The 14,192-nt window shown below is 68.7% G+C and carries 16 protein-coding genes, 1 other RNA gene and 1 pseudogene; 16 read left to right on the top strand and 2 right to left on the bottom strand.

The window, feature by feature from the left end; all coding sequences use genetic code 11:
* Both ACFPMG_RS32475 and tkt read right to left on the bottom strand, forming a co-directional pair.
* Positions 1 to 739: type I glyceraldehyde-3-phosphate dehydrogenase (locus ACFPMG_RS32475; RefSeq protein ID WP_376999965.1), on the bottom strand; the 739-nt coding region annotated here is incomplete at its 3' end.
* Between the two features lie 144 nt (positions 740 to 883).
* Positions 884 to 2,896 carry a transketolase gene (gene tkt, locus ACFPMG_RS32470; protein ID WP_376999963.1) on the bottom strand — a complete coding sequence of 671 codons (2,013 nt, stop codon included), beginning with the start codon at positions 2,894 to 2,896 and terminating at the stop codon, positions 884 to 886.
* Positions 2,897 to 3,222: 326 nt separating this feature from the next.
* On the opposite strand from tkt, the gene ACFPMG_RS32465 reads away from it, so the two are divergent.
* From ACFPMG_RS32465 to pal, 16 genes and pseudogenes are all read left to right on the top strand, one after another.
* Positions 3,223 to 3,447, top strand: coding sequence for a hypothetical protein (locus ACFPMG_RS32465; protein ID WP_038527192.1), 225 nt, complete (start codon positions 3,223 to 3,225; stop codon positions 3,445 to 3,447).
* A gap of 3 nt (positions 3,448 to 3,450) precedes the next feature.
* Entirely contained in the window at positions 3,451 to 3,765 is a 315-nt protein-coding gene (locus ACFPMG_RS32460; RefSeq protein ID WP_014240504.1) for a cell division protein ZapA, read from the top strand.
* A gap of 13 nt (positions 3,766 to 3,778) precedes the next feature.
* A non-coding RNA gene (gene ssrS / locus ACFPMG_RS32455) (6S RNA) lies at positions 3,779 to 3,938 on the top strand.
* Positions 3,939 to 3,977: 39 nt separating this feature from the next.
* Positions 3,978 to 4,571 (top strand): 5-formyltetrahydrofolate cyclo-ligase, encoded by a 594-nt coding sequence (locus tag ACFPMG_RS32450; RefSeq protein WP_376999961.1) that lies wholly within the window; start codon positions 3,978 to 3,980, stop codon positions 4,569 to 4,571.
* A gap of 12 nt (positions 4,572 to 4,583) precedes the next feature.
* Positions 4,584 to 5,405 (top strand): TIGR00282 family metallophosphoesterase, encoded by an 822-nt coding sequence (locus ACFPMG_RS32445; RefSeq protein WP_376999959.1) that lies wholly within the window; start codon positions 4,584 to 4,586, stop codon positions 5,403 to 5,405.
* Positions 5,406 to 5,605: 200 nt separating this feature from the next.
* The gene (locus ACFPMG_RS32440; protein WP_014240508.1) at positions 5,606 to 6,358 is read left to right on the top strand and encodes a YebC/PmpR family DNA-binding transcriptional regulator; all 753 of its coding nucleotides are present in this window, start codon (positions 5,606 to 5,608) and stop codon (positions 6,356 to 6,358) included.
* A 29-nt stretch (positions 6,359 to 6,387) separates the two neighbouring features.
* Positions 6,388 to 6,897: pseudogene (gene ruvC / locus ACFPMG_RS32435) on the top strand (crossover junction endodeoxyribonuclease RuvC); the annotation flags it as partial.
* A 9-nt stretch (positions 6,898 to 6,906) separates the two neighbouring features.
* Positions 6,907 to 7,470, top strand: a complete 564-nt coding sequence (locus ACFPMG_RS32430) for an endonuclease domain-containing protein (protein WP_377000291.1) — start codon at positions 6,907 to 6,909, stop codon at positions 7,468 to 7,470.
* On the top strand, positions 7,467 to 8,096 hold the full coding sequence (ruvA, locus tag ACFPMG_RS32425) for a Holliday junction branch migration protein RuvA (protein WP_038527205.1): 630 nt from the start codon (positions 7,467 to 7,469) through the stop codon (positions 8,094 to 8,096). Before ACFPMG_RS32430 ends, ruvA begins: the two co-directional genes overlap by 4 nt.
* Complete coding sequence (gene ruvB / locus ACFPMG_RS32420; protein WP_376999956.1) at positions 8,093 to 9,184, top strand: Holliday junction branch migration DNA helicase RuvB; 1,092 nt, start codon at positions 8,093 to 8,095, stop codon at positions 9,182 to 9,184. The genes ruvA and ruvB overlap by 4 nt, the downstream gene beginning before the upstream one ends.
* A complete protein-coding gene (gene ybgC, locus ACFPMG_RS32415; RefSeq protein WP_376999954.1) occupies positions 9,177 to 9,656 on the top strand; it encodes a tol-pal system-associated acyl-CoA thioesterase in 480 nt (159 codons plus the stop codon). Before ruvB ends, ybgC begins: the two co-directional genes overlap by 8 nt.
* Positions 9,657 to 9,661: 5 nt before the next feature.
* Positions 9,662 to 10,384, top strand: a complete 723-nt coding sequence (gene tolQ / locus ACFPMG_RS32410; RefSeq protein ID WP_035674005.1) for a protein TolQ — start codon at positions 9,662 to 9,664, stop codon at positions 10,382 to 10,384.
* 1 nt (position 10,385) lies between these two features.
* On the top strand, positions 10,386 to 10,868 hold the full coding sequence (gene tolR, locus ACFPMG_RS32405; protein WP_376999951.1) for a protein TolR: 483 nt from the start codon (positions 10,386 to 10,388) through the stop codon (positions 10,866 to 10,868).
* Between the two features lie 28 nt (positions 10,869 to 10,896).
* Complete coding sequence (locus ACFPMG_RS32400) at positions 10,897 to 12,042, top strand: hypothetical protein (protein WP_376999949.1); 1,146 nt, start codon at positions 10,897 to 10,899, stop codon at positions 12,040 to 12,042.
* Positions 12,043 to 12,044: 2 nt separating this feature from the next.
* Entirely contained in the window at positions 12,045 to 13,397 is a 1,353-nt protein-coding gene (gene tolB / locus ACFPMG_RS32395) for a Tol-Pal system beta propeller repeat protein TolB (protein ID WP_376999947.1), read from the top strand.
* A gap of 148 nt (positions 13,398 to 13,545) precedes the next feature.
* Positions 13,546 to 14,022 (top strand): peptidoglycan-associated lipoprotein Pal, encoded by a 477-nt coding sequence (gene pal, locus ACFPMG_RS32390; protein WP_109069629.1) that lies wholly within the window; start codon positions 13,546 to 13,548, stop codon positions 14,020 to 14,022.
* Positions 14,023 to 14,192 lie beyond the last annotated feature (170 nt).

The following is a 14,192-nucleotide window of genomic DNA, read 5'->3' as shown; positions in this document are numbered from 1 at the left end:
ACTTGAAGTCGACCACCGAGACGTTGGGCGTCGGCACGCGCATGGCGGTGCCGTCCAGCTTGCCCTTCAGCTCGGGCAGCACCTTGCCCACCGCCTTGGCCGCCCCGGTCGAGGTCGGGATCATGTTCAGCGCCGCGGCGCGGGCGCGGTGCAGGTCCTTGTGGTTGGTGTCGACGATGCGCTGATCCCCCGTGTAGGAGTGGATCGTCGTCATGAAGCCCTTCTCGATGCCGATCAGGTTGTTCAGAACGAAGGCCACCGGGGCCAGGCAGTTCGTCGTGCACGAGGCGTTCGAGACGATGCGGTGATCGGCCTTGAGCTGGTCGTGGTTGACGCCGTAGACCACCGTGATGTCCTCGTCGGTGGCCGGGGCGGAGATCAGCACCTTCTCGGCACCCGCCTCCAGATGCTTGGCGGCGTCGGCGCGCTTGGTGAAGATGCCCGAGCATTCCATGGCGATCTGGATGCCCAGATCCTTCCACGGCAGCTTGGCCGGGTCACGCTCCTGCACGACCTTGATCGAGTGGCCGTTGACGATCAGCTCGCCGTCGCGGGTCTCGATGGTGCCGGGGAAGCGGCCGTGGACGCTGTCGTACTTCAGCAGGTGGGCGTTGGCCTTGAGGTCGGCCAGGTCGTTGATCGCCACGACCTCCACGTCGTTGCGGCCGCTCTCGTAGATGGCCCGCAGAACCAGACGGCCGATACGGCCAAAACCGTTGATCGCTACCCGAACAGCCATTGTTTTTCCTCCAGTCTGGCATTCCCCGACCCCGAACCATCCGGCTTGGGGCGGTAACTCCCGGCCCCGGATGTGTGGTCCGGGGCGGTCATTGTCAGCCCCGGACCACCGGCCCGGAGCCCGATCCCGCGAACGCTCGCTCTTTTACAGGCGCGCCTTCGCCGCGGCGACCACGGCCTCGGCGGTAATGCCGAAGTGCTTGTAGAGTTCCTGATAGGGAGCCGACTCGCCGAAGCCGCTCATGCCGACGAAGGCGACGGCCGTGGCGCCCGGATAGCCGAGCCAGCGGTCCCAGCCCTGACGGATGGCGGCCTCGACCGCGACGCGGACGCCACTGCCGAGAACGGAAGCCTTGTAGGCGTCGTCCTGCGCCTCGAACAGCTCGAAGCTCGGGATCGACACCACGGCGGCGCCGATGCCCTCGGCCTGGAGCGCCTTGCGGGCCTCGGCGGCCAGCGAGACCTCCGAGCCGGTGGCGAGCAGCGTCACCTTGCGCTCACCCTCGGCCTCCAGGATCACGTAGCCGCCGCGGGCGGAACGGTTCTCGGCGGCGTGCTCGGTGCGCAGGGTCGGCACGTTCTGGCGGGTCAGCGCCAGGACGGACGGGCCGTTGACCCGCTCCAGCGCGATCTGCCAGCACTCCGCGGTCTCCACGGCGTCGGCCGGGCGCAGGGTGAGCAGGTTCGGGATGGCGCGCAGGGCGGCCAGATGCTCCACCGGCTGGTGGGTCGGGCCGTCCTCGCCGAGGCCGATCGAGTCGTGGGTCATCACGAAGATCGAGCGCTGCTTCATCAGCGCGGCGAGACGGATCGACGGGCGGCAGTAATCGGCGAACTGCATGAAGGTGCCGCCGTAGGGAATGACGCCGCCGTGCAGCGCCATGCCGTTCATCACGGTGGCCATGCCGTGCTCGCGCACGCCGTAGCGGACGTAGCGGCCGTTGAACTCGCCGCGGCCCTTCACGTCGGCGGTGTTCTTCGCCTTGGTGTTGTTCGACGGGGTCAGGTCGGCGGAGCCGCCGATCATCTCCGGCACCGCCGGGACCAGGATGTCGAGCACGTTGCCCGAGGCGACGCGGGTCGCCCAGCTCGGCTTGTCCTCCGACACCTTCTTCTTGAAGGCGCCGATCAGCTCGTCCAGGCCGGCGGGAACGCCGCGGTCCATGGCCGCCTCGAACGCCTTCCGGGCGGACGGGTCGAGCGCCGCGACGCGCTCCGCCCAGTCGGCGTAGGCGGCGTCGGCGCGGGTGCCGGCGGCGCGCCAGGCGTCCAGCACGTCCTGCGGGACGACGAAGGCCTCGTGCGGCCAGCCGAGATTCTCACGGGTGGCGGCCACCTCGTCGGCGCCCAGCGGCGAGCCGTGGCAGCCGTGGGTGTTGGCCTTGTTCGGGGCGCCCTTGCCGATGATGGTGCGGCAGGCGATCAGCGTCGGCTTGTCGGAGGTCTGCGCGGCCTCGATGGCCTTGGCGACGGCCTCCGGATCGTGGCCGTCGACGGTCGCCGTGTTCCAGCCGTAGGAGCGGAAGCGGGCCGGCGTGTCGTCGGTGAAGCTGAGGTCGGTCGAGCCGTCGATGGAGATGTGGTTGTCGTCCCACAGCACGATCAGGCGGTTCAGTCCGAGATGGCCGGCCAGCGAGCAGGCTTCGTGGCTGACGCCCTCCATCAGGTCGCCGTCCGAGGCGATGACGTAGGTGTAGTGGTTGATCAGGTCGTCGCCGAAGCGGGCGTTGGTGATGCGCTCCGCCAGGGCGAAGCCGACGGCGGTGGAGACGCCCTGGCCCAGCGGGCCGGTGGTCATCTCGATGCCGAGCGACGGGTCGACCTCGGGGTGGCCCGGCGTCAGGCTGCCGAGCTGGCGGAAGCGCTTCAGCTCGTCGATGGTCATCCGCTCATAGCCGGTCAGATAGCCCAGCGAGTAGATCAGCATCGAGCCGTGGCCGGCCGATAGGATGAAGCGGTCGCGGTCGGCCCAGGCCGGCTGCTTCGGGTTGAACTTCAGGAAGCGCGTGAACAGCACCGTGGCCACGTCGGCCATGCCCATCGGCATGCCGGGGTGGCCGGACTTCGCGGCCTCCACCGCGTCCATGGACAACGCGCGGATGGCGTTCGCCATGGTGGTGATGGGGGCGGGCGGGGTGGCGGCGGAAGCAGCGGACATCGGGCAGGGTTCCTGAAGAAAGTTCCCGTGGGCAGGCGGGCAACGAACGGTGGGGCCGAATGGTATTGGGCAACACCGATTGGGCGGGAAACAAGGCTTCCCGCAGGACGCGCGCACCATGCAGAACCCGTGTGCGCAGGTCAACACGGGAATGGGGATGGCGGTCCGGCTTCCGGCGCATTGTGACGGCGCCAATTCCACCGTGAACTGCGGCGTAATTCCGGTTGACGGGGCGGCGTGGCGGGCCCAACTGTAGCGCTCGGCATTTTATGCATGTGCGAACTGCATCCCTCAGCCGTCCATCCGTCCGTCAAGGTTCCCCGCCCATGGATTCCCTGAAAGCCGCGCTCGACCGCCTCTCCAAGGCCGTGGATCGTCTGGAGCATGCCGCGTGTGCCCGCGAGGAACGGGTGGCCAAGCGCGAGCAGGAGCTGAGCGAGTCCCTGCGGGAGGCCCGCATCGAGCAGGCGCGGGCCCAGGAGAACGCGGAAACCGTGTCGAAGCGTCTGGAGGCGGCCATCGGCCGTCTCGAAGCGGTTCTGGAGAACTGAGCCATGGCCCAGGTGGACATCGAGGTGAACGGGCGGGCCTACCGCGTCTTCTGCCAGGACGGGCAGGAAGCCCGCCTGCGTGAGCTGGCCGGCTTCGTGGACGCCAAGCTGAAGCAGGTGACCGGCGGCGGGAAATCCGGGTCGGAGGCGCAGATGCTCGTCCTCACCGCCATCGTCATGGCCGACGAAATGCAGGACGTGATGGCGGGCCGCGGTCTCGCCCCGCTGTCCACGGTTAACGAGGCCGAGGTGGCCGCCGCCGTGGACAATGTCGCTTTGCGCATCGAAGAGGTTGCCGCGCGGCTCGAGCGCGCCTAAGTTAGCTCTTGGAAGGTCGCTGCCTGGTTCGTCAGGTCGCAATAATCCCCAGGGCCGATAATCTTAGACTCTCGGGAGCTGTCCCTGTCCGGACCCTGGTCCGGTTACACGGCGCCCACCTGCTCTGCAGGTCATGGAGGATAAGCAATGCCAACGGCCAAGGCGGCACCTTCCACCTCTCCCCTGAATCTTCCCGACGTTTCCAGGCGACGATGACCGACCCGCGCGCGGCCAAGGATGCCGCCCGAGCCCAGGCGCGCGCCCGGCGCGATTCCCTCAGCGATGACCAGATGCGCGCTTTTGCCGCGGATGCTCTGCGCGAGCGCTTCCTGGAGGAGCTGGTCCGGCCGGGGCTTCTCCCCGATGGCCCGGTCGCCGGTTACTGGCCGCTCGGTTCGGAACTCGACGTGCGGCCTTTGCTGCTCCATCTTAGGACGGGCGGGCGCTCCATCGCGCTTCCGGTGTCCGGGCCGCGCGGGCAGGCGCTGAGCTTCCGCGACTGGGACCCGGCGCTGCCGCTGGCCGCCGGCCGCTACGGCATCCAGGAGCCGGGCGCCGACCGGCCCGAGGTCATCCCGGCCGTGCTTCTGGTGCCGATGCTGGCCTTCGACCGCAGCGGGCACCGGCTGGGCTACGGAGCCGGCTACTATGACCGGACGCTGGACGCCCTGCGCGCGATCCGCCCGGTCCTGGCGGTCGGCATGGCCTTCGCCGCGCAGGAGATGGACGCGGTGCCCTGCGGGGCGCACGACGAGCGGCTCGATTGGATTCTGACGGAGCGCGAGACGCTCCGCTTTGCGCAATGAAGGTTGGGGACGATGCGGCTTTTGTTTCTCGGTGATGTGGTGGGACGGTCGGGACGCGACGCGGTGATTGCGCACATGCCGACGCTGCGCGAGCGGCTCGACCCCGACCTGACCGTGGTCAACGGCGAGAACGCCGCCGGCGGCTTCGGCATCACCGTGAAGATCGCCGAGGAGTTCTTCGCCGCCGGTGTGGACGTGGTGACGCTGGGCAACCATTCCTGGGACCAGAAGGAATTGGTCGCGGCGATTGACCAGCAGCCGCGCATCATCCGTCCGCTGAACTACCCGGAGGGGACGCCCGGGCGCGGCTTCGTGCTGCTGCAGGCGCGGGGCGGGCGCAAGGTGCTGGTCATGAACGTGATGCTGCGCCTGTTCATGGACCCGATGGACGACCCCTTCGCCGCGGTGGACCGGGTGCTGCGCGCCCACCGGCTGGGCCCCAACGGCGCCGACGCCATCCTGGTCGACGTCCATGGCGAGGCGACCAGCGAGAAGATGATCATGGGCCATTTCTGCGACGGCCGCGCCTCGCTGGTGGTCGGCACGCACAGCCATGTTCCGACGGCGGACCATGTGGTGATGAAGGGCGGCACCGCCTATCTGACCGACGCCGGCATGTGCGGCGACTACGACAGCGCCATCGGCATGAAGAAGGAAGTCGCCATGGCCAAGCTGATCCGCAAGCTGCCCACCGAGCGGCTGAGCCCGGCGGAAGGCGAGGGCACGGTCTGCGGCTGCTACGTCGAGACGGACGACCGCACCGGGCTCGCCACCAGCATCCAGCCGGTTCGGCTGGGCGGGCGGCTGAGCCAGTCCATGCCGGTCCGGGGCTGATCCGCGCCGCCGGCTCCGGCCCCGCGGGGCGCAAAAGGGGCGCCCCAATACTGCCATATTGACTTTCTATATGGGTAGGTGTCGTCTCCGGCGCCGAAGGCGTGCGGTGGCGCACAAAGGCTGGTACATGTGTCCCACCGCATTCCAAGCTGTTTCACAAGACCTTGTATCTTTGAATCCATCTGGGGCTCGTTCGACGCATGGCCGGTCATAGCCAATTCAAGAACATCATGCACCGCAAAGGCGCGCAGGACGCCAAGCGGTCGAAGATCTTCAACAAGCTCGCCCGCGAGATCACCGTGGCGGCCAAGGGCGGCCTGCCCGATCCGGCGGCCAACCCGCGCCTGCGCGCCGCGATCACCGCGGCCCGCGTGCAGAACATGCCGCGCGACCGCATCGACCGCGCGATCAAGCAGGGCACGCCCGGCGGTGGCGACGACGCGAACTACGACGAGGTGCGGTACGAGGGCTACGGCCCCGGCGGCGTCGCTCTGATCGTCGAGGCGCTGACCGACAACCGCAACCGCACGGCGTCGGAAGTGCGCTCGGCCTTCACCAAGTACGGCGGCTCGCTGGGCGAGACGAACTCGGTCAGCTTCATGTTCAGCCGCGTCGGCGCGATCTACTACCCGGCCGCCGCCGCCGCCGCGGACGCCGTGTTCGAGGTGGCTCTGGAAGCCGGCGCCGAGGACGTGGCGTCCGACGAGAACGGTCACGAGGTCACCACCACGGTGGAGAACTTCGCGATCGTGCGCGACGCGCTGGAGGCCAAGTTCGGCGGCGCGGAGAGCGCGCGCCTGACCTGGAAGCCGCTGAACACCGTCGCCCCGTCCGAGGACGCCGCGGCCAGCCTGATGAAGCTGCTGGACGTGCTGGAGGACAACGACGACGTCCAGACCGTCGAAGGCAACTTCGACATCTCCGATGAGCTGATGCAGAAGCTGACGGCCTGACAGCGGGTCGCGGAGCGGAGGAAACCGGGGTGCTTGGGCAGGCCGGAAGGAACGGGGCGGCGCAACAGCCGCCCGTACGCCTGTTGGGGCTGGACCCCGGCCTCCGCCACACCGGCTGGGGCGTCATCGACGTGTCCGGCAACCGGCTGACCCATGTGGCGGACGGTGCCGTCCATTCCGACGGCGACCGTCCGCTGGCCGAACGGCTGTGCCAGCTCCACGACGCGCTGATCCAGGTGCTGGAGCGCTACCGCCCCGACGAGGCGGCGGTGGAGGAGACCTTCGTCAACAGCAACGCGGTCTCCACGCTGAAGCTGGGGCAGGCGCGGGCGGTGGCCCTGCTGGTCCCGGCGCTGGCCGGGCTGTCGGTCGCCGAGTATGCCAACAACATGGTGAAGAAGGCCGTGGTGGGGCAGGGCCGGGCCGACAAGACGCAGGTGCAAGCCATGGTGCGCCTGTTGCTTCCCGGCTGCGCCATCACCACGCCGGACGCCGCGGACGCCCTGGCCGTGGCGATCTGCCACGCGCATCACCGCGCAAGCTGGCAGATGTGGCGCCGGGGCGATGTGCAGTCCCTCTCCCCTCTGGGGAGAGGGTGGCCCGAAGGGCCGGGTGAGGGGGTTGCGCGTGGCGTGATGTCCGGCACACGCGCAACCCCCTCACCCCAACCCTCTCCCCAGAGGGGAGAGGGGGTATTGTTGCCGGTTGCGAAGGACAAGCCGATGCCTTTGCACACCAACAGAGCCGTTCAGATGCGGCGCGATTCCACGGAAGTGGAAAAGATCATATGGCAACGTTTGCGGAACGCGCAGATGGGAGCCAAATTCCGTCGGCAGGAACCCATTGTCGGCTTCATCGTGGATTTCGTCGCGCACGACCATCGGTTGGTGATCGAACTGGACGGCGGACAGCACGCCGATCAGGCGCCCTATGACGAGCGCCGGACGCGCATGCTGGAACAGGCCGGCTTCCGTGTGCTGCGCTTCTGGAACAACGACGTGAACGACAATCTGGAAGGCGTTCTCGAAACCATCCGCACGGCGCTCTCTGCGACCACCGTGTTGCGCCGTGATCCCCTCCAGCGTTTGAGGGACAAGGAGAATTCCCCATGATCGCCAAGCTCACCGGTGTCGTGGATTCGGTCGGGACCGACTGGGTGGTGGTGGACGTCAACGGGGTCGGCTACCAAGTCGCCTGCTCCAACCGCACGCTGTCGCGCATGGCGGTGGGGGAGCGGCGGGCGCTGGTCGTGGAAACCTTCATCCGCGACGACCGGATCACCCTCTACGGCTTTGCCGATTCCGGCGAGCGCGACTGGTTCCGGCTGCTGACCACCATCCAGGGCGTCGGCTCGCGCCTCGCCCTGTCGATCCTCGGCGTGCTGGACCCGGACCAGCTTACCCGCGCCATCGCTGCGCAGGACAAGACGGCGCTCACCCGCGCCGACGGCGTGGGGCCGAAGGTGGCCGCGCGCATCGTCAACGAGTTGAAGGACAAGGTGGGCAACCTCACCCTCGGCGCCTCGGCCTCCGCCGCTCCGGCGGCGGGCGGCAAGGCGGCGCCGGCGGCGGGCGGCCCCGACAACATGGTCATGGCGGACGCCGTCTCGGCCCTCGTCAACCTCGGCTACGGGCGGTCGGAGGCGTTCGGCGCCGTCGTGGCCGCGGGGCGCAAGCTGGGCGACGGGGCCGGCGTGTCGGAGCTGATCCGCCATGGCCTTAAGGAACTCAGCCAATGACCGCCGACCAGAACGGCTCCGATCCCGACCGGCTGGTGCAGCCGGGGCGGGGCGCCGGCGACTACGGGGAAGCCTCGATCCGCCCGCTCTCGCTCGCCGAGTTCATCGGTCAGCGGCAGGCGCGCGAGAACCTGTCGATCTTCATCCAGGCCGCCCGTTCGCGCGGCGAGGCGCTGGACCATGTGCTGCTGTTCGGCCCGCCGGGCCTGGGCAAGACGACGCTGGCCCAGATCGTCTCGCGCGAGCTGGGGGTGGGCTTCCGCGCCACCTCCGGCCCGGTCATCGCGCGGGCCGGCGACCTCGCCGCGCTGCTGACCAACCTGCAGCCGCACGACGTCCTCTTCATCGACGAGATTCATCGCCTTAATCCCGCCGTGGAAGAGGTGCTCTATCCCGCCATGGAGGATTTCCAGCTCGACCTCATCATCGGCGAAGGCCCGTCGGCGCGGTCCATCCGGATCGACCTGCCGCCCTTCACGCTGGTCGGCGCCACCACCCGGTCCGGCCTGATCACGCGCCCCCTGCGCGAACGGTTCGGCATCCCCGTGCGGCTGCAATTCTACGAGCCGGACGAACTGGAGCTGATCGTCCGCCGCGCCGCGGGCGTGCTGAACATGCTCATCACGCCGGAAGGGGCGCGGGAGATCGCCAACCGGTCGCGCGGGACGCCGCGCGTGTCTGGGCGCCTGCTGCGCCGGGTGCGCGATTTCGCCGCGGTGGCCGGCGTGCCGGAGGTGGACGCCCGCATCGCCGACGCCGCCCTGACCCGGCTGGAGGTGGACCGGCTCGGCCTCGACAGCATGGACCGTCGCTATCTCGGCATCATCGCCAACAACTACAACGGCGGCCCGGTGGGCGTGGACACGCTGGGTGCCGCGCTCGGCGAGCAGCGCGACGTGCTGGAGGAGGTGGTGGAACCCTACCTGATCCAGCAGGGCTTCCTGCAGCGGACCCCGCGCGGGCGCATGCTGACCGACCAGGGCTTCCGCTATCTGGGCCTCAACCCGCCGTCGGCGCCGACCCGCCAGTTCGACCTGCTGGACCGGCTGTCGGAGGCCAACCCGGACCCGGAGGATGGCGATGTCTGACCGTACCGGGTTGGTGAATCTATCAGGCTGGTTTGACGAGAACGCGCAGCACAGGCTGCGCTTGCGGGTCTACTACGAGGACACGGACGCCGGGGGACTGGTCTATCACGCCAACTACCTGCGCTTCTTCGAGCGGGCACGCACCGAGATGCTGCGGCTGACCGGATTCACCAACGCCGGGCTGGCCGAAAGCGACGGTGTGTCATTTGCGGTACGACGGGCGGAGATCGATTTTGTCGCTCCCGCAAAGCTCGAGGATACGCTTGAAGTGGTGACGCGAATCACCGATACCGGCGGTGCCTCCTTCGCAGTTGCACAACTTGCCCGTCGCGACGGCCGCGACCTCGCGCGGGCGGTGATTCAACTGGCGATGATCAATTTGACTGGTAACCGGGCCGGACGTCCCGCGCGCCTTCCGGCGCCGGTCCGCGAGGCGCTCATCGATTTGTACAAAAGGCAGAAGCGAGACTGACTGCGATGGATCTGAATTCCGCCCAGGTGGTCGGGGCCGCGGCGAAGGCTCACGACATCACGATGTGGGGCCTGTTCTGGCAGGCCGACATGATCGTCAAGGTCGTGATGCTGATGCTGCTGGTTGCCTCGGTGTGGTGCTGGGCCATCATCATCGAGAAGCTGATGCGCATCCGCCGCCTGAACGCGCAGGCGGACGCCTTCGAGGAGAGCTTCTGGTCCGGCGGCTCGCTGGACGCGCTGTACGACCGAATCGGCCAGAACCCGAGCGATCCGATGTCGGCGACCTTCGCCGCCGGCATGCGCGAATGGCGCCACGCCGCCGACCGCGGCATCGGCTCCATGAAGGGGTCGCTGCAGCAGCGGGTCGAGCGCGTCATGTCGGTGACCATCGGGCGCGAGATGCTGCGCGCCGAGCGCTATATGACCTTCCTGGCGTCGGTCGGTTCGACGGCCCCCTTCATCGGCCTGTTCGGCACGGTGTGGGGCATCATGAACTCCTTCACCTCCATCGCCGCGTCGGGCAACACCAGCCTCGCCGTCGTCGCCCCCGGCATCGCCGAGGCGCTGTTCGCCACGGCGCTGGGTCTCGTGGCCGCCATTCCCGCCGTGATCTCGTACAACAAGTTCACCACCGACCTCGGCCGCTACGCCGACCGGCTGGAGACCTTCTCGGGCGAGTTCTCGGCGATCCTGTCGCGCCACCTCGAGGAGCGGGGAGCCGCCTGACATGGGAGCCCAGTTCGCAGGAAAGGGCGGCCACGGTCGGGGCCGCCGCCGCGGATACCGCGCGATGGCCGACATCAACATGACGCCCTTCATCGACGTCATGCTGGTGCTGCTGATCGTCTTCATGGTCGCGGCGCCGCTGCTGACCGTCGGCGTGCCGGTGGATCTGCCGAAAACCAACGCCGCCCCGCTGGAGGCGCAGAAGGACCCGCTCTTCGTGACCGTACAGTCCGACGGCCGGATCTACGTGCAGGAGACGGCGGTGGAGACGGCCAACATGGTGCCGCTGCTGATCGCCGTCACCAACAACAACCCGGACGCCCGCATCCTGGTGCGCGGCGACGCGAAGATCGCCTACGGCAAGATGCTGGAGGTGATGGGCACCATGAGCGCCGCCGGCTTCAAGAAGGTCGGGCTGGTCGCCGAGATGCCCAGCGGGCCGGGCGCCACCGGGCCGCGCGTCGGCGGCTCGGCGCAGCGCTGAGACGCCACGGCGAGTTGAAGGCTGACCCATGCGCAAACCCCTGATCGCCTCGGCAACGCTGCACGTCGCGCTGGTCGCGCTGTTCGTGCTCGGCATGCCGCCCAGCGATCGCAAGCTGGACATCCCCGAGTCCATCCCGATCGAGATCGTGGACATGGGCGAGGTGACCCAGGCCGCGCGCGTCGACAAGGGCGAGCCCAGGCCGTCGGCTCCCAAGCCGCCGGTCCCCGAGGCCAAGCCGAGCCCGCCGGCCCCCGCGCCGCCGGAGCCGGCCAGCGAGCCGCCGCCCCCGCCGCCGCCCCGGCCCGAGCCGAAGGTTCCGGAGCCGCCCAAGGTCGCCCAGGTGACGCCGCCCCCGGCGCGCGAACCGCCGCCGCCGCCCAAGCCGGCACCGCCCCCGCCGCCGCCCGATCCGGAGCCGGCGCCAGTGGTCAAGCCGCCCGAGCCCAAGCCGGAACCGAAGCCGCAGCCTCCGAAGCCGGAGCCGCCCAAACCGGAACCGCCGAAGCCTGAGCCTCCCAAGCCCGAGCCCCCGAAGCCGGAGCCGAAGAAGCCCGAGCCGCCGAAGCCGGAACCGGCCAAACCGGAACCGCCGAAGCCCGAGCCCAAGAAGCCCGAGCCGGCCAAGCCGGAGACGCCGAAGGCCGAGCCGAAGAAGCCGGAGAAGCCGCCGGAGAAGACCGACGCGCTGGCCGACCTTCTGAAGAACGTTCAGAAGAACGCCCCGGCCAAGCCGGCGGCATCCGAGAGCAAGGCCGACGCCAAGCCGACCCAGAACGCCGCCGCATCGCCGGCCCCCTCGGGGGCCGCCAAGGCGGTGAACGGTCCGGACAAGCCGTTCAAGCCGTCCGGGCGCGCCATCGACGGCATCCGCGGCGCGGTGAGCAAGAACTGGAACTTCGACCCGGGCCGCAAGGACGCCGGGAACATGCAGGTGGAGATCATCGTTGAGCTGGGCCGCGACGGTTCGGTCCTCAACGCGACGATCAACGAGAGGTACCGCTCCCGCTACATGTCGGACGCGGCCTTCCGGGCATCGGCCGACGCCGCGCTGCGCGCGGTGAAGCGGGCCAGCCCCCTGCCCATCAGCGAGTTCTCCGGCGACTTCACGCCCGCCCGGTATGAAGAGTGGCGTTACTTCGTGTTCAATTTCGACCCGAGGGACATGTTCTGACGATGACGAAGAAGACGAGGCTCCTGCTGAAGGCCGCCGGTTGCGCCGGCGCCCTGCTGCTCGCCCTCGGCGTCGCGGCGCCCGCCCCGGCCCGCGCCGAGGTGCGAATCGACATCACCAAGGGCGTGGTCGAGCCGCTGCCGATCGCCATCACCAGCTTCGCCGGTGCCGGCGGGCGCGAGGCGCAGGTCGGTTCGGACATCTCCAAGGTGGTCGCCGCCGATCTGGAGCGGTCGGGCCTGTTCCGTCCGCTCGACCCCAAGGGCTTCCTGCAGACCCCGGACCAGCTCCGCTCCGGCGAGCCGCGCTATCAGGATTGGCGCGCCGTCGGCGCCCAGGCGCTGGTCGCCGGCAACACCACCGCCATGGGCGATGGCCGCATGAAGGTCGACTTCCGCCTGTGGGACGTCGCCGCCGGCCAGTACATGCAGGGGCTGAGCTACACCGCGACCGCCGACAACTGGCGCCGCATCGCCCACATCGTCGCCGACGCCATCTACAAGCGGCTGACCGGCGAAGAGGGCTATTTCGACACGCGCATCGTCTATGTGGCGGAATCCGGCCCGGCCAACGCGCGCAAGAAGCAACTCGCCATCATGGATCAGGATGGTGAGAACCACCAGTTCCTGACCGACGGCAAGAGCCTCGTCCTGACGCCGCGCTTCTCGCCGGCGACCCAGGAAATCACGTACATGTCGTACTTCAACAAGAAGCCGCGCGTGTACCTGTTCAACATCGACAGCGGCCGCCAGGAAGTCCTCGGCGACTTCGTCGGCATGACCTTCGCCCCGCGCTTCTCGCCGGATGGCAACAAGGTCATCATGAGCATGGCGCAGAACGGCAACACCGACATCTACGCCCTGGACCTGCGCACCCGCCGCCAGACCCAGCTCACCGATTCGCCGGGCATCGACACCGGTCCCAGCTACTCGCCGGACGGCCAGCGCATCGTCTTCGAGTCGGACCGCGGCGGCAGCCAGCAGCTCTACATCATGAACGCGGACGGTTCGGGACAGAAGCGCCTGACCTTCGGCGAGGGCCGCTACGGCACGCCGGTGTGGTCGCCGCGCGGCGACCTGATCGCCTTCACCCGCCAGCGCGGCAGCAACTTCGCGCTCGGCGTGATCCGTCCGGACGGCACCGGCGAGCGCATCCTGACCGAGTCGTTCCACGTCGAGGGCCCGACCTGGGCGCCGAACGGCCGCGTGCTGAGCTTCTTCCGCGACGTCCCGGCCGGTGACGGCCGCGGGCGAAGCGCGAAGCTCTACACCATCGACGTGACCGGGGCAAACGAACGCCGTGTGATCACTCCGCTCGACGGCTCCGATCCCGCATGGTCGCCCTTGATTCCCTAGTGGAGTAGCCCTATTTTGCGCGCGCAAGAACGTCGCTCAAGACGAAGGCCGGAAGTCGGTACTTCCGTCGGGGTCTGGCGGAAGTCGGCAACGTTCCCGCTCCACAATCCGGTCAAAACATCTCGTGTCGCTTAGGGGGTCATTAGACATGCGTATCAAGTATCTGAGCCTGATCGCGGCCGTCGCTCTGGTTGCCGCTTGCGAAACCGCTCCGAAGGATGCCGGCAACGCCAACGCCACTGGCGCCGCCACGTCCAGCCAGATCCGTCCGGGCTCTCAGGAAGACCTGGTCGTCAACGTCGGCGACCGCGTGTTCTTCGGTCTCGACCGCTACGACCTGGCTCCGGAGGCTCGCGCCACCCTGGACCGCCAGGCTTCCTGGCTGAAGCAGTACCCGAACGTCACCGTGACCATCGAAGGCCACGCTGACGAGCGCGGCACCCGCGAGTACAACCTCGCCCTGGGTGAGCGTCGCGCCAACTCGGTGAAGAACTACCTCGTCGCCGGCGGCATCAACGCCTCGCGCGTCAAGGTCATCTCCTACGGCAAGGAGAAGCCGGCAGTCCTCGGTTCGAACGAGGCCTCCTGGGCGCAGAACCGCCGTGGCGTGACCGTCGTCGACTAACGACGGCGCCCGTCCGGGTTCCAAGGAAAACGCCGCTCCGGAGCGATCCGGGGCGGCGTTTTTCTTTTGGGGCGTGGGGAAGGGCCAGGGTGGGGCAAGCCCAATCCGTGCCCAGACGCACAACGCAAAAAGCCACGCAAGCCGGCTTACGGCTGCGCTTCAGCATTCTC

This window comes from Azospirillum himalayense, assembly GCF_042657465.1.
In the GTDB taxonomy this organism is placed as follows: Bacteria; Pseudomonadota; Alphaproteobacteria; order Azospirillales; family Azospirillaceae; genus Azospirillum; species Azospirillum himalayense.
The sequence above is the reverse complement of the archived record's forward strand: the minus strand, read 5'-3'. Positions and strand labels throughout refer to the sequence as shown.